Origin of the sequence: Cypionkella sp. (genome assembly GCF_028290025.1) — a bacterium.
Lineage (GTDB): Bacteria > Pseudomonadota > Alphaproteobacteria > Rhodobacterales > Rhodobacteraceae > Cypionkella.
In genome coordinates this window covers 1-14,633 of sequence record NZ_JAQGKQ010000006.1, presented here as the reverse complement: position 1 = coordinate 14,633, position 14,633 = coordinate 1, and the positions used below count along the sequence as shown (strand labels likewise).

The window sequence follows — 14,633 nt, the reverse complement described above, 5'->3', positions numbered from 1 at the left end:
GCCGACGGCCATCAACTGACTATGAAACGGCGTGCGGCAGAGCGTCCACCACAGGGCGGCGATGATGCCTAGGGGGAGAAAGCTCCACACCCCAGCCATTGCCTTCAGCCAATCGGGGGCGGGGCCGATGGGGGCGGGCAGGATGGTCAGCGTCAGGCCGCCGAGGATCAGATAGGTGCCGAGGGTGGCGACGATGGGCTGCACGCGCACAATTGTGGCCATGAAGCCGTTGAACGCGCCGATGGCGGCACCGACCAGCAAGGCGGCAGGCCAGAGGATGAAGGGTGAGGCGATCCCGGCGTCTAAGTAAAGCAGCCTGATCACAACGGCGCTGACCAGACCCATCACTGGGCCCACCGAGATGTCTATGCCACCGCGCCCCGCCAGAATAACCGGAGTAGAGGCCAGTGCTGCACCGATCAGCGGGGCCGCGAGGCCGATCAAGGTGCCCCAGCTGCCGGGGTAAAAGCGAACCGGGTTCATCACCAGATTGGCAATCAGCAACACCACAAGGATGCCAATGGCAAAGCCGTAACGGCCAAATATGCGGGTCATGCCGCTCTCCCAAACATTGCCGCGATAACGGTGTCGGTGCGCATCGCGTCGCCTGCCAACTCGGCGGCAAGCGCATGGTCGCGAAACACCAGAACGCGGTGGCAGAGCACAAGGATTTCCTCGATTTCCGACGACAGGATCACCAGCGCGATGCCTTCGGCGGCGAGTTCGCGGAACAGATCATAAAGGACGAGACGGGTCGCCACATCGACACCACGGGTGGGGTCGTTCAGCAAAAGCACCTTAGGATCACGGGCTAAGGCGCGGGCGAGCAAGATCTTTTGCTGATTGCCGCCCGACAGAGCGGTAATCGGTGCGTCGGGGCTGGGGGCTTTGATTTGCAGGCGGTCTTTCCACAACTCATAGCGCGCACGGCGGGACTTGGCGCTGATCAGCAGCCCTTTGCGGTCACGGCCCGGGGTGGCTATGGCAAAGTTATCTAGGATCGACAGGCCGGGGAAAATCCCAGTAGAGCGGCGGTCGCGCGGGGCATAGACGACGGCGTTGCGCTCGGCGTCGCGGAAACTGCCGATGCGGTTGCCTTGCAGATCGACGGCGTTTTGGTTGCGCTCTAGTCCCGCCAGACTGCGCAGGAACACGTCTTGGCCGTGGCCGTCGAGGCCCGCGAGGCCGACGATTTCACCAGCTTTGATTTGGGTTGAGATAGGGGCGGCACCGGGTCGCAAATGCAGGTCGCGGATGGTTAGGGCCAAGTTCTGGGATAGATCAGCCATGCTGCGCCTCTAGTTGTTGGGCCTTTTGCGGTGCCATCAGGTGCAGCAGTTGCGAGGGGGTGGAGGCATCGCGGGTTTGGGTGGCGACAACGTGGCCCGAGCGCAGCACGGAAATGTCGTCGGACAGCGCCATCACCTCATCCATGCGGTGCGTGATAAACAAGATCAGACAGCCCGCAGCGGCGCGTTCGCGCATGAAGGCGAAGACGGATTCGCGGTCGGCAAAGTCTAAGGCGGCGGTGATTTCATCCAAGATCAGCACGCGGGGGTCGCGGGCGACGGCGCGGGCGAGGACGACAAGTTGTTGGGCTGCGAGGGGCAGCGATCCGGCGGGGGCGTCTAGGTCAATCGGGGTGCGGGCAAAGCGCGACAGCACAGCCGCGGCACGGTCGCGACGTTCATGGCGCGGGATGCGGCGGATGAACAGGCCATCGAGGCCAAGCAGGATATTGTCGGTAACCGAGCGGTCGGGGGCAATCAGCACCTCTTGAAACGCGGTGGCAAAGCCTGCGGTTTGAAAGGCGGCGGGGGTGCGGGCGGTGACGGTTTGGCCTTCAAACGTGATCGTGCCAGCATCGGGCAAAACGATGCCCGACAGCAGCTTGACCAGTGTGCTTTTGCCTGAGCCGTTTTCGCCCAAGATGGTGTGGACGGTGCCCGCCCGAAACGAAATGGTCGCCTGGTCCAGAGCCACGGTTTCGCCGTAGCGCTTGGACAGGCCAGTGATCGCCAGCATCGCAGTCTCCCGCAGGATAGGGGTGCCGCGCCCGATCAGGCGCGGCAGATTTGGCTTACTTCGCGCAGGCCGCAGGCACGGTTGCGTAATCCCAACCGGGGCTTGCGGCGGGGTTCGAGAAGTAGGCGTTCATATCCGCTTCAGACACCGGATCAGTTGGCGGCACTGGGAACACCGACACCGCATCCGGCGTCATGCAATCTTGATACCAGCCAGCAAGATCAGCCTCATGCACGGGCGGCAGCGGGATCAGCAGGGTGTTCAGCACGGGTTTTTGGCCATCCATGATGCGCGCGGCAACGCGGAACAGGGTTTGCGCAGTCCAACCCGGCAGCACGGCATGGCCTTCAAAGCGGTAAGCCTCTGGGTTGGCTTTCCAATAGCCGAGCGCATCGCCGGTGATCGAGCCAGTGATCAGCGGCACCGGGCGACCAGCTTCGGCAAACGCCTCGGCAATCACGCGAGACTCAGACCCCGCCGACCAGACAGCGTCAATCGGTGCGGGATTGGTCGCCAAGGTTTGCAGCACGACGGTCTTGGTGACATTCGCCGTCCAGTCGCCATTGACCACACGCGCGGTTTTCAGCTTTGGATAGAGCGCCATCGCCGCATCGCCGCCAGCGCGTTCTTGTGCGACAATCGGATGACCTGCGATGCCTTCAACGATCAGCACATTACCGCCCTCGGGCAGCGCTTTGCCGATGGCATCCATCATCTCATAGCCCCAGCGCTGATAGTTGCTGTCAACGTTGACGGCGGAGGGCGCTGTGACAGAGCCTGCGGCGGTGATGAACGGGATGCCAGCGGCGGAAGCCGCAGCAATAGCCTCATCCAGACCTGTAGCCGAGCCGGGGATTGAGGTGATCACACCGCAGCCTTTGTCGATGAATGCACGGATTTGGTTGATCTGTTGACCCACATCGCTGTTGGAGTCCGAGACCTCAAAATCTGACACAACGCCCTGCGCGATCAGGCCATCGACCAGACGCTTCAGTTCAGTCGTGACCGAAACCCGCCACGGATTGCCCTGATAGCTTTCGGAATGGCACCATTTGTAAGGCTTGGCCTTGGGGGTGAAATCGGCCAAAGGCCCGGCGGTGATGGTTTGCGGCGCGCCTTCATATTGCGCGCGCAAAGCCTCGGGCAAGCCTGCCACGGTTTCCTCAACCGATTGGGCAAAAGCGGGCAGCGCCGCCGTCAGTGCAGTTGCGGCCATCAGGCCACAGATCAGGTTCTTCATTGGGTTTCCTCCTCCCTAGTGCCCCGGAGTGTTCTCTAGGGCGGTTTTCGTCTTAAAAGCTTTCTCGGAACAGCCGGTTAATATCGTTGATTACTGGTGATGCGGATTCTTTGGCGGCCAGCCCTGCGGTGATCCGCTGCGAGGCAGCCTCTTGCAGCGCCATATAGCCGTTGTGGCGCGGGCGCACCCATGCCCCTTCGAGCGTGGCGCGGGTGGCTTGGTAGAAATCCGATGTCGCGGCGTTGACGGCGGCATCTTCCCAAGCGGCGGCATGGCCGGGCTGACCGCCTGCTGCTGCAAAGGGGCCGCGTTGGATGTCACCGCTGGCAATCCAGTAGGCGAAGTCGATGGCCGCGTCTTTATTGGTTGAGAACGCGGAAACCGCGATGCCAGTGCCGCCGAGCGCCGAGCCCACCGAGCCGTTATCGCCTGCGACGGGCATATCGGCAAAGCGGATCAGATTGGGGCGAAAGCCCGCGATGGCGTAGTTGACATAGCCATAAATCAGCGGCGCACAGGCGATGTTCGATGCGGGTTTGGCCATTTCCTCAAATACCGCGATGGGGTCGTAGCCAGCGCAGGCGGGGTCCACCAGATCGGTGATCTCGCGTAGCATATCCCAGACTTGCGCGCCAATGGTGGGGTCGATCAGCGTATCGCCTTCGACGCGGCAGGGCGCACCGAGGTTTCCTGCCAATGTGTAGACCGTCATCAGCGAATGAGGCGGGCGCAGAGGCAGTAAGACCTGGCCTTGTTTTGCGAGCGCTACGACCTCGGCCCAACTGGTAGGCGGTGCGTCGAGCAAATCTGGCCGCCAAGCCAGCACTTGCGTGGCGGCGTCGATGGGGAAAGCCCACTGCTGGCCGCGCCAGAAATAGCTTGGGTAGCTCTGCCCGACCGATCCTGCGGCAAGCGCGGCCCGTTCGGCCTCGCGGCCGGGAACATCCAACGGGGCAAGACAGCCCTCATCGGTGATCTGGCCGACATGCGGGTGGTCGATGACGATCAGGTCATAGGCGCGCGCGAGTTCCTCCACCGGGAAGCTCTCAAAGTCTTGCAGCGAGCGTTTTTCCCAATCAATCTGCACACCCGTTTTCTCGGCCCAGATCGCGGAGCAAGCGACCATCGGATCAAAGCCGCGTGGATGGCTCCACGTCATGCCTTTGAGGCGGGTCACAGGTTGAACTCCTTGCGGATCGCATCGCTGTGCGCGCCGATCAGCGGGGCGGCGGCGGTGTTGACCGGGCGGTGTCCGTTCAGACGCAAAGGCAGGCGGGTTGTCTCAATCGAAACGCCATCAGCGCGGGTGACGGTTTGCAGCATGTCCAGCGTTTTGAAACCTTCGGAGGCCAGCAAAGCGGGCCAATCCAGCACACGAGCGCACCAAATATCGGCGGGTTCTAGGATCGAGAGCCATTCGTCAATCGAGCGGGTGGCAACCTTATCTGCGATCAAGCGTTTGATGGTGTCGCGCTCGGTGAAGCTGAGTTTCGGGTCGTCACGATACGGCGCAAGCGTGTCGATCTGCATCAGATCGGCGAGCTTGGGCAGCGGCGTCATTGCAATAGCAAGCCAGCCGTCGGTTGCCTGATACACGCCATAGGGAGCCGACAGATAGGCATGGGCGCTGCGGAAATCCGAGCGTTTCGGCAGGCGGCGGCCATCGTTCAGATGCGTGGTCAGCACCTCAAACTGGAAATCGACCAGCGCCTCCATCAGGCTGGTTTGCACATGCATACCTTGGTTCGAGATGCCGCGCCGCACGAGGCCGGCAAGGATACCTTGGCAGCAAGCCGCACCCGCCAGCATATCGGCAATCGCCAGACCAAACGGCACCGGGCCTTGATCTTCGTCGCCGTTCAGCCACATCACCCCCGAGCGCGCTTGCGCCAACAGGTCTTGGCCGGGACGCGCGACCCAAGGACCTTCATCGCCGTATCCGCTGATTGACGCATAGACGAGGCGGGGGTTGATTGCTTTAACCGCTGCATAATCCAACCCCAGCCGTTCAATCACGCCGGGGCGGAAGTTTTGGATCAGCACATCGGCGCTGGTGATCAGTTTGCGCAGAGCAGCCAGATCGGCGGGGTTTTTCAGGTCAATCGCAAGGCTTTCCTTGCCGCGATTGATGGCGTGGAAAATCGTGGAATCGCCGCCGATCTCGGTATCCGACAGATACAGTCTGCGCGACAGATCGCCGCCATCGGGGCGTTCAATCTTGATCACCCGCGCACCCATATCGGCCAGCCGCAGCGAGCAATAGGGGCCGGATAGAAATTGGCTCATGTCCAGCACGATCAGGCCGTCAAGCGGCAGAATGGCCTCGGTCTGTGTCACGTCGCTCTCTCCCCGGCGCGATTTTTGCGTCGTCTTCTTCATGCGGCGATGCAGCATGATCTTTCGTTGGTGAATTATGATTTCATTTATGGAAGATTGGCGCAAGCCGAAATCGGCAGTTTAGGATTAAAGAAATGGCGAAAAGAAAAAGCCCCGGCGCGGGACCTGGGCTTGGGTTGGTGAAGATTGTGGGGGCTTAGCTGGTGGTTGATGTAACCGACAGCTCATCGCCAGCCGTGCGCAGCAGGGCCAAGACATGATCGCGGTCGGGTGCGTCAGGGTTTTCAAGGCGGCGCACGAAGGGGCAGGTAAGGGCGGCCAACACTGTGCCATTCGGCCCCATGATCGGCACCGAAAGGTTCCAGACCGTAGGGGTCTGCTGGCTTTGCATCGCCTCATAGCCATGCTTTGCCACATCGGCCAGCCGCTGATCAAGGTCAGCAGGGGCTACTTCGTAGGGCATGGTCTCATGTTCTTCAAACATCAGCGCGCGTTCTTCGGCGGTGGCGAAGGCCAGAATGACATGGCCAGACCCTGAGTTAACCAACCCGATCTGCGCGCCAACGCGGATGGTGACACCCCAATAGCCCGGCGCTTCGACCTGAGCGATCACCACCAAATCACCGCGATCATAGATTACCAGATGGCAGGCTTGCTCGGCGGCGTTGGTGAAGCGGCGCATCACTGGCATGGCATGGCCGACCAGACGGCGGATCGGCGGGCGCAAATGGGCCAGCATGAACAACTTCATCGTCAGGGCGTAGTTGTCGCCTTGGCGCGCGACATAGCCGCGCCGTGCAAGGCGGTCGAGCATCCGGTAAAGCTCGGTCGGAGAGCGGTTCAGGGCGGTAGAGATGTCTTTAAGCGTCATGCCTTCCTCGCGGGCGGCGAGAAGCTCGATCATATCAAGCCCCTTGTCCAGCGCGGGGGCGCGGTAGCGGCCGTCGTCGTCACTCTCGGACATCGTTTCACCTGTGAAATTATGCTTGTAAGCTACGCATTGACGCGGCGACGTCAACAGAGTTTACTGGCGATATGATTTTTCACATGTGGAAATCAGCCGTTGAGGAGCGGGATTTGGGAGGTATTGTAATGACTGACGAGCTGCTGCTGTTTGTCGGCACGCTGAACCGCGAAGCGCCGTATTTTCAAGGCGCTCGGGGCGATGGGCTGAACGTGTTTGGCTTTGATGAGAATGCGCTGACGTTCCGCAAGCTGGCGGGTTATCCGCAGGTCGAGAACCCGACCTATCTTTCGGTCAGTGCCGATGGCGCCAAGGTCTATGCCAATTCGGAAGTGGCCGATTGGCGTGAGGGGTTGGTGACGGCGTTTGCCTTTGACCGTGCGACGGAGCGGTTGGAGTATTTGAACACCCAACCCAGCCTTGGCAGTATTGCGGCGCATAACACGATCTCGCGCGATGGGCGGCGGTTGTTTGTGGCGAATTATACTGTGGGTGAGGGTGGGCCGGATCAGTCGTTGGTCGTTTTTGATATTGGCGCGAATGGCTTGTCGCCTGCGGTGGCGAGTGTGGCACATAGCGGCGCGGGGCCCGATGCGGCGCGGCAGGAGCGGGCACATGCGCATTCTGTGACCGAGGTGGTGCAGGGGGGCATGGTGATCGTCGCTGATCTCGGGATGGATGCGCTGATCACTTACCGGATTGGCGCGGATGGCGTGCCGGAACGGATTGCTTTGGCGCAGACCAAGCCGGGAGCAGGGCCACGGCATTTGGCGCTGCATCCGGGTGGGCGGTTGGTGTTTGTGATGAATGAGTTGGATTCGACGGTAACGGCGCATGGTTTTGATGCCGTGACGGGCGTATTGACGGCGATTGATAGCCAGCCTGCGGTTCCGGCGGAGGCGCGGGCGGGGAACCATTGTTCGGATATCCAAATCTCACCGGATGGGCGGTTTTTGTATGGCGGCAATCGCGGGCATGACAGCATTTCGATCTTTGAGGTGGAGCAGGAAACCGGGCGGCTGATCCCGCGTGGTTTCGTGGCTTGCGGTGGGGTGACGCCTCGGCATTTGGCGATTACGCCTTCGGGGCGGCATGTGTTGGTCGCCAACCAGAACTCGGATCGGGTGAGCGTTCTAGCGCGTGATGAGGCGACGGGGGCCTTGCACGACACGGGGGCGGCTTTGCAGATTGGCACGCCGATGTGCCTGAAATTCGCGGGAGTTTAGGCGATGGCTGAGATTGGTATTCACGCGCGCGGGCTGCCTGGGCTACCGGAAGATCATGCCAAAATCCCGGTTTGGAATGCCGAGAATTGGTTCTACGAGGATTTTGAAATTGGCGATAAAATCCGTTCGATCCGCCGCACGATTGCCGAGGGCGAGTCGATGCAGTTCAACAGCCTTGTGATGGACCATCACCCCTACGTCAGCGATGAGCGGTTCGCGGTGGAGGAGGGCGTGTTCGGGCGGCGTCTGGTGGCGGGGGCGTTCGTGTTCTCGCTGGGGCTGGGACTGGCCGCGACGAACTGTTTGAACTCGTTCAGCTATGGCTATGATCGGCTGCGGTTCATCAAGCCAGTGTTCATTGGCGATACCATTTACACCATCCGTGAGAACCTTGCCAAAGAGGTGCATGGTGAGAAGATGGGTAAGCTGCGCGTCAGCTATTCGGTGTACAAGGGTGAGGGCGAGTTGGTGCTTTATGCCGAGCATTTGCTGACGGCGCTTTACCGCGATCCGACGTTGTTTGCTGAGGCTGCAAGCGTGCGAATGGCGGAGAAGGCGGCTCGGAAGGGGTAAGGGGGGCTTTGCGGCCCCCCAGAGGTTTACAGGTCGTTGACGCAGATTTGGCGCTGTTCGCCCAAGCCTTCGATGCCCAACTCGACCACATCGCCCGCTTTCAGATATTGGGGTGGCTTCATGCCCAGACCGACGCCCGGAGGGGTGCCGGTGGAGATCACATCGCCCGGATGCAGGGTGAAGAATTGCGACAGGTAAGACACCAAGAACGGAATTTGATAGACCATGGTGTTGGTCGAGCCGTTCTGCATTTGCGCGCCGTTGACCTTCAGCCACATGTGCAGATCGTTGGGGTTGGCCACCTCATCCCGCGTCACAAGCCACGGGCCGATCGGGCCGAAGTTGTCGGAGGATTTGCCTTTGGACCATTGGCCGGAACGCTCGGTCTGATAGGCGCGCTCTGACACATCGTTGCAGACACAGAAGCCTGCAACGTGGTTCATCGCATCGGCCTCGACGATATATTTGCCGGGTTTGCCGATGACGAAGGCCAGTTCAACTTCCCAATCAGTCTTTTCCGAACCGCGTGGGATGATGATGTCGTCATGCGGGCCGCAGACGGCAGAGGTATATTTGGCGAAGATCACAGGCTCGGGTGGCACCGCCATGCCGGATTCGGCGGCGTGGTCGGAATAGTTCAGACCGATGCAGATGAATTTGCCGATCTGGCCAACGCAGGCACCATAGCGCGGGTTGCCTTCGACCAAAGGCAGGCTGGCCGGGTCGATGGCTTGCAGCTGCTCAAGATTGGCCAGCACATCGCCAGCAATATCAGCCACATGCGCCGACAGATCGCGGATGCGTCCATCTGAGTCGATCAGGCCGGGTTTTTCAGCGCCACGGGCACCATAACGAACGAGTTTCATACAGATTTCCTTGTTTTAGATGGTCCAGCCGCCGTCAAGCGCGAGCAGTTGGCCGGTTGTATAGGCGGATTCGTCGGCACCGAGATAGGCAACCATAGCGGCGATTTCTTCGGGCTTGCCGATGCGGCCCATCGGTTGACGGGCGATGAAAGCGGCCATTGCGCCCTCATAATCTCCGGTGTCGCGTAGGCGTTGGTGCAAGGACGGGCTATCGACGGTGCCGGGGCAGACTGCGTTGCAACGGATGCCTTGTTTGACGTAATCCTGCGCCACCGATTTGGTGATACCGCCGACGGCAGCTTTTGAGGCCGAATAGATAAAGCGGTTCGGCGGTGCGGTAAGCGGCCCCGCGACAGACGCCATATTGATGATCGAGCCACCGCCTTGCGCGACCATACCCGGCAGCACTGCGCGCAACATGCGATACATTGCCTTGCAGTTCAGCGCGAAGGCGAAATCCCATTCGTCTTCGCTGGATTGCATAATGTCGCCCGCATGAACCACGCCGGCGCAGTTGAACAAAATGTCGATGCGGCCAGCGGCAGCCACCACTGCGGTGATCGCGTCGGCGTCGAGCACGTTCAGCACTTGCGTGGTGATGCCGGGGGTGCCGTTCAGTTCTTCCAGCGTGGCGGCGTTCACGTCGGTGGCCAGCACTTGCGCACCTTCTTCGGCCAAGCGCAGGGCGGTGGCTTTGCCGATGCCTTGTCCGGCGGCGGTGATCAGGGCGCGTTTTCCGCTAAGTCTTTGCATGGTATAATCCTTTATGCGGCGCTTGGCAGGCAGGCCGGGCCGATGGGTTCGAAAGATTTGTAGGTCAGGATAAACTCGCGGTGGCCGAGTTCTTCGGATTTGGTTTGCTGTCCGCCCGCCACGGCGACGACCAGATCGCGGATTTCTTGGCCGACTTCGGGGATAGATCGGCGGCCTTCGATGATGTCGCCTGCATTCACGTCCATATCCTCGGACAGCGCGCGCCAAGTGTCCGGGTTGGCGCAGATTTTGATGACAGGAGAGATTGCCGAGCCTACGACTGATCCGCGCCCGGTGACAAACAGCGTCATATGCGCGCCGGATGCAATCATCTCGACGATTTCCGCGTTGTCGCTGATGTTGGGGAAACCAAAGCGCACCTCGCCGTCGGGGACGACGTCCATCAGGTAAAGCCCGCCGGTGGGGGGAATGTCGCCGGGTTTGATCAGGCCGGAGATTGGGCTGTCACCCGATTTGACATAAGCGCCAAGGGATTTTTCCTCGATGGTGGAAAGCCCGCCAGCGGCGTTGCCAGCGGCGAATGAGCCGTAGCCGAGGGTGGCGTAGTAGCGTTCGGCTTTATGGACGCTTTCGCGCAGGATTTGGCCGAGTTCGGGCGTGATGGCACGTTCGGCCATGATTTCTTCGCAGCCGATAAGCTCGCCGGTTTCCTCGAAGATGCAGGCAGCCCCTTCGGCGACCAAAAGGTCGAACGCCTTGCCCGCTGCCGGGTTGCCGGAAATGCCAGAGGTGCCGTCAGAGCCGCCGCAGACGGTGCCGATGATTAACTCATTGACGCCCATCGGCGCGCGGGGGCCTTGCGCGATTTGGCCGAGGGTCTGCGTGATCCAATCGGCCCCGGCTTGCACGGTGGAGCGGGTGCCGCCTGCTCGTTGAATCACGAGGGTTTTGACTGGGCGAGCTGAGGCATCCACCGCATTGGCGACGCGGACTTTGTCGAAGCTTTCGCAGCCGAGGGAGACGAACAACACCGCGCCGACGTTCGGATGGGTGCAAAGTTTCTCCATCATCTGGGCCGCATATTCGTTGGGGTAGCAGCCGGGGAAGCCGATCAACTGCACCTCGCCCTCAAACGGGGTGTTGCGGAAGCGGTGGACGATTTCGGAAGCCACGAAATGCGCACATTCGACCAGATAGGCGACCACGACGGTGTTGCGGATGCCTTTGCGGCCATCGGCGCGCAGCCAAGCGTCAATCATAGCGATACTCCTGCCGAGACGCCGTCGGCATCCTGCAACGAGATTGTCGCGGTATAGGCCGAGCGGATGTTGTGGATATGAACGTGTTCGCCTGCCGCGATGGCTGCGGTGGCGATGCCGATGGGCATGCCGTATTTCAGGATGGTGTCGCCTTCGGCAATAGAACGGCGGGCGATTTTATGGGCCATCGGGATGGCCCGGGTGAGCGTGGTGGGGCCGGATTCCAGCGTGACGGTCAGCCCCTCAGGCGCGTTGGCGCGGGCGACGAGGACGTTGTCTTTGTCGGACAGCAGAAGGAATGGGCCGAAGTCGAAGGGTGTCATTTCTTGCACTCCACCATGTAGATATGGTCGGCGACGAGAGCCACTTCGCCGGAATGTTTGGTGACGGTGAGGCGTTCAGTGACGCGGCCGTAGCCGGGGCGTTTATCCATCAGTTCCTTGGCGATGATTTCAACCCGGCTGCGGATGGTGTCGCCGATGAACACGGGTTTGACAAAGCGCATCCGGTCGTAGCCGTAGGAAAACGCCACCGGGTTGATGATGGTCGCGGTCAAGCCGACGCCGATGGTGAACACCATGGTGCCATGCGCGATGCGTTGGCCGAAAGGCAGGGTCTTGCAGAACTCGGCATCCAGATGATGCGGGAAGAAGTCGCCGGAATGGCCCGCGTGGACGACAAAATCGGTCTCGGTGATGGTGCGGCCCGTGGTGTCGCGGGCCTCGCCGATTTCGAAATCTTCGTAGTATTTGGTCTGTTCAAGCATTGGGATGCGTCCTGATCGGATGAAGCGGGGCTGCGGCGCTTTCGTAAGCGGCCTCAACCAGCGCCATAGTGTGCCACGCGTCTTCGGCACTGCCTTGTAGCATTGCATCCTCGCCAGTGGCAAAGCGCATGACTTGGGTGATGCGGCCCACAAAGGCGGCGATGAACCAGTTGCCGACCAGCGGAATTTGCTGCCACTCGCCAGTGGTGTTCAGCCACAACTCATCGGGTTCGCCCAACGGGTAGTCGAGATTGGCGCCGACCTTCAGATAGGCAGCGCCCTTGGTGCCACTGATGCGAAACTCGCAGGCTTGGAATTTGCGGCCAAAGTTGTGGTTGTGGTTGATCGCCAGATTGGCGCGGATCTGCGGGCCATAGTCTAAGATCATTGAGGTGCGGCTGTTGGCAACTGTCGAGGATGGATGCCCCATAGTGCGGGCGGCAATGCCTGCTGGATTGCCGAACAGATCGCGGATGAGGTCAAGGTAATGGATCGAGTGCAGCAGGATTTCCACGCGCGGCAGGTCGGCAAGGAAAGCCCAGAGATGCCACGGGGTGTGCACCGCCAACAGCGCGTCGAAGTCGATCACATCGCCAAGTTGGCCTTGGGCGATGGCGTCTTTCAGCGCCAGACACATCGGCGCGAACCGCAGTTGAAAGTTTACCGCCGCGCGGATGTTGCGGGCGCGCAAGGTTCGGATGATTTCGTCCGCCTCGGCCAGATCGCTGCCCATTGGCTTTTGGATCAGCGCAACGCAGCCTTCGGGCAGGGCGCGCAGCAGGGCGGGGATCGCGGCGGGCGGCACGGCGAGGTCGTAGAGGGCTTCGGTGCCGAGCGCGGTTGCGTCAGTGAGGTTGGCAAAGGCGGTCGTGCCGTGTTTTGTCGCCAAAGCGATGGCTTTGGCGTGGTCGGGGTCGTAGATGCCCGCAACGGTGAAACCCGCCTGCGCATAGGCGGGCAGATGTGCGTCGGACACGATGGAGCCTGCGCCGAAGATCACAATCGGCAGGCTTCGAGTTGGTTGTGTGATGGTTTGGCGCAGGTCAGTCATTGGTTTCAGTCATGGTGAAAGATTTCGGTCATATCGGCCCACCACTCACCATCTTTGCGGGTGTCGAGCGGGCGTTGCAGCGGCATGTTGACGGCCCACCATTTTTGCGTCGTGGGATCGGCGGCCATTTTCGCCATGTCAGCCTCATAGTCGGTGCCTGTGTATTCGAAGTAAGAGAATAGCAGATTTTCGGGTTCTTTCAGGAAGATCGAATAGTTGCGGATGTTGCATTCGGTGATCTTCGCCAGCACCTCGGGCCAGACGGCGGCGTGCAACGCGCGGTATTCGGCTTTACCTTCTTCAGAAAGGCCAAGCACAGCGCCATAACGCTTCATAGCTTGCCCTCTTGCACGGTGAAGCGCGAGCCTGGCGCGGTTCGCGCGGCGAGTTCGGCGTGATCCCACTCAATACCAAGACCGGGGGCGGTGGGGGCAAGCGCGTGGCCGCCGGCGCGCGCCATCGGGGCTGCAACATCATCCAGTTGCGGGATATATTCCAGCCAAGGCGCGTTTGGCACGGCGCAGACGAGGGAGACGTGCAGCTCCATCAGGAAATGCGGGCAAATCATCAGGTTATGCGCTTCGGCCATATGGGCGACCTTGAGCCAAGGGGTGATGCCGCCAATGCGGGCGACGTCGGCCTGCACGATGCCGCAAGCCTCGGCTGCGATATAGTCGGCGAATTGACCGGGGGAATACATCGACTCGCCCACCGCAATCGGCACCCGGGATTGGCGATTAAGCCGGGCATGACCTGCGATATCATCGGCGGGTAGGGGTTCTTCAAACCACGCGATGTTGAGGGACTCCAGCAGGCCAAGGCGGCGGGAGGCTTCGGGTTGCGTGAGGGATTGGTTGGCGTCGGTCATAATCTCATAATCATCACCCAAGGCCGCGCGCACGGCGTTCAGGCGGGCAGCGTCGCCTGCGACGGTGGGCTTGCCGATCTTGATTTTTGAGCCTTTGAAGCCTGCCTCGCGCATCGCCAAAGCATCGTCCACCAAAGCGGCGGGTTCGAGATGCAGCCAGCCGCCCTCGGTCGAATACATCGGCACACGGGTTTTCGCACCGCCTGCCAGCAGATGCAGCGGCAGGTTGGCGCGTTTGCCGCGCATGTCCCACAAGGCGGTGTCGATGGCGGCTTGCGCCAGCGCCATGATCGGGCCGACGGCGGTGGCGTGGCTGGTAAACAGAAGATCGCGCCATATAGCTTCGATCATTTCCGCCTCGCGCCCCATCAGTGCGGGCAGCAAAGTGCGCTGCAGCAGCGACAGGATGGCGGGGCCGCCGTCGCCGATGGTGTAGGAATAGCCCATGCCGGTGGCACCGTCAGCATCGGTCAGGGTGACGAAAATCGTTTCCTGCGACTTGAAGGATTGGATCGCGTCGGTGCGTTTCACCTTGGGGATCAGATCGACAAGGAAAGCCTCGGCCAGAGTAATGCGCGCCATGATTATCCCCGCAAGCTGATGCCGGTGTCGGCATCGAAGATGTGGCATTTATCAAGGGCGATACCAAAGCGCATCCGCTCGCCGGGGGAAACCGGGCGGGGGTTGAGCATTTTGGCCTGCACTTCGGTGCCTGCAAGCGTGGCGTAAAGCAGGGTTTCGGTG

General features: G+C 60.9%; 17 protein-coding genes and 1 pseudogene. 3 read left to right on the top strand and 15 right to left on the bottom strand.

The window, feature by feature from the left end; translation table 11 throughout:
- The 6 genes and pseudogenes from JWS10_RS00830 to JWS10_RS00805 all read right to left on the bottom strand — a co-directional run.
- Positions 1–555 (bottom strand): annotated as a pseudogene (locus JWS10_RS00830) (hypothetical protein); the annotation flags it as partial.
- Positions 552–1,289, bottom strand: coding sequence for an ATP-binding cassette domain-containing protein (locus JWS10_RS00825; protein WP_299503864.1), 738 nt, complete (start codon positions 1,287–1,289; stop codon positions 552–554). The gene JWS10_RS00825 and the pseudogene JWS10_RS00830, both read right to left, overlap by 4 nt.
- Entirely contained in the window at positions 1,282–2,025 is a 744-nt protein-coding gene (locus JWS10_RS00820; RefSeq protein ID WP_299503861.1) for an ATP-binding cassette domain-containing protein, read from the bottom strand. The genes JWS10_RS00825 and JWS10_RS00820 overlap by 8 nt, the downstream gene beginning before the upstream one ends.
- A gap of 55 nt (positions 2,026–2,080) precedes the next feature.
- Entirely contained in the window at positions 2,081–3,265 is a 1,185-nt protein-coding gene (locus JWS10_RS00815; protein WP_299476887.1) for a substrate-binding domain-containing protein, read from the bottom strand.
- A gap of 52 nt (positions 3,266–3,317) precedes the next feature.
- A complete protein-coding gene (locus JWS10_RS00810) occupies positions 3,318–4,442 on the bottom strand; it encodes an extracellular solute-binding protein (protein WP_299503858.1) in 1,125 nt (374 codons plus the stop codon).
- Positions 4,439–5,602 carry a CaiB/BaiF CoA-transferase family protein gene (locus tag JWS10_RS00805; protein ID WP_299503856.1) on the bottom strand — a complete coding sequence of 388 codons (1,164 nt, stop codon included), beginning with the start codon at positions 5,600–5,602 and terminating at the stop codon, positions 4,439–4,441. Before JWS10_RS00805 ends, JWS10_RS00810 begins: the two co-directional genes overlap by 4 nt.
- A gap of 24 nt (positions 5,603–5,626) precedes the next feature.
- On the opposite strand from JWS10_RS00805, the gene JWS10_RS00800 reads away from it, so the two are divergent.
- Positions 5,627–5,785 (top strand): hypothetical protein, encoded by a 159-nt coding sequence (locus JWS10_RS00800; RefSeq protein WP_299503854.1) that lies wholly within the window; start codon positions 5,627–5,629, stop codon positions 5,783–5,785.
- A 13-nt stretch (positions 5,786–5,798) separates the two neighbouring features.
- Here JWS10_RS00800 and JWS10_RS00795 read toward each other — a convergent pair whose 3' ends face one another.
- Complete coding sequence (locus tag JWS10_RS00795) at positions 5,799–6,566, bottom strand: IclR family transcriptional regulator (protein ID WP_299503852.1); 768 nt, start codon at positions 6,564–6,566, stop codon at positions 5,799–5,801.
- A gap of 128 nt (positions 6,567–6,694) precedes the next feature.
- Between JWS10_RS00795 and JWS10_RS00790 the strand changes: the two genes are divergently transcribed.
- Positions 6,695–7,792, top strand: coding sequence for a lactonase family protein (locus JWS10_RS00790; protein ID WP_299503850.1), 1,098 nt, complete (start codon positions 6,695–6,697; stop codon positions 7,790–7,792).
- A gap of 3 nt (positions 7,793–7,795) precedes the next feature.
- Positions 7,796–8,365 (top strand): MaoC family dehydratase, encoded by a 570-nt coding sequence (locus tag JWS10_RS00785; RefSeq protein WP_299503848.1) that lies wholly within the window; start codon positions 7,796–7,798, stop codon positions 8,363–8,365.
- Between the two features lie 26 nt (positions 8,366–8,391).
- Here JWS10_RS00785 and JWS10_RS00780 read toward each other — a convergent pair whose 3' ends face one another.
- From JWS10_RS00780 to JWS10_RS00745, 8 genes are read right to left on the bottom strand one after another with little or no spacing between them, the layout of a single operon-like run.
- Positions 8,392–9,231, bottom strand: coding sequence for a fumarylacetoacetate hydrolase family protein (locus JWS10_RS00780; RefSeq protein WP_299503846.1), 840 nt, complete (start codon positions 9,229–9,231; stop codon positions 8,392–8,394).
- A 15-nt stretch (positions 9,232–9,246) separates the two neighbouring features.
- On the bottom strand, positions 9,247–9,984 hold the full coding sequence (locus JWS10_RS00775; RefSeq protein WP_299474233.1) for an SDR family oxidoreductase: 738 nt from the start codon (positions 9,982–9,984) through the stop codon (positions 9,247–9,249).
- 11 nt (positions 9,985–9,995) lie between these two features.
- Positions 9,996–11,204 (bottom strand): UxaA family hydrolase, encoded by a 1,209-nt coding sequence (locus tag JWS10_RS00770; RefSeq protein ID WP_299503844.1) that lies wholly within the window; start codon positions 11,202–11,204, stop codon positions 9,996–9,998.
- Positions 11,201–11,527, bottom strand: coding sequence for a UxaA family hydrolase (locus JWS10_RS00765; RefSeq protein ID WP_299503843.1), 327 nt, complete (start codon positions 11,525–11,527; stop codon positions 11,201–11,203). Before JWS10_RS00765 ends, JWS10_RS00770 begins: the two co-directional genes overlap by 4 nt.
- Positions 11,524–11,970: a MaoC/PaaZ C-terminal domain-containing protein gene (locus JWS10_RS00760; protein ID WP_299503842.1), complete on the bottom strand. Its 447-nt coding sequence runs from the start codon at positions 11,968–11,970 to the stop codon at positions 11,524–11,526. Before JWS10_RS00760 ends, JWS10_RS00765 begins: the two co-directional genes overlap by 4 nt.
- The gene (locus JWS10_RS00755) at positions 11,963–13,021 is read right to left on the bottom strand and encodes a Gfo/Idh/MocA family oxidoreductase (RefSeq protein WP_299503841.1); all 1,059 of its coding nucleotides are present in this window, start codon (positions 13,019–13,021) and stop codon (positions 11,963–11,965) included. Before JWS10_RS00755 ends, JWS10_RS00760 begins: the two co-directional genes overlap by 8 nt.
- Positions 13,022–13,026: 5 nt before the next feature.
- Positions 13,027–13,356, bottom strand: coding sequence for an L-rhamnose mutarotase (locus JWS10_RS00750; RefSeq protein WP_299503839.1), 330 nt, complete (start codon positions 13,354–13,356; stop codon positions 13,027–13,029).
- Positions 13,353–14,471 (bottom strand): mandelate racemase/muconate lactonizing enzyme family protein, encoded by a 1,119-nt coding sequence (locus tag JWS10_RS00745; protein ID WP_299503838.1) that lies wholly within the window; start codon positions 14,469–14,471, stop codon positions 13,353–13,355. The genes JWS10_RS00750 and JWS10_RS00745 overlap by 4 nt, the downstream gene beginning before the upstream one ends.
- Positions 14,472–14,633 lie beyond the last annotated feature (162 nt).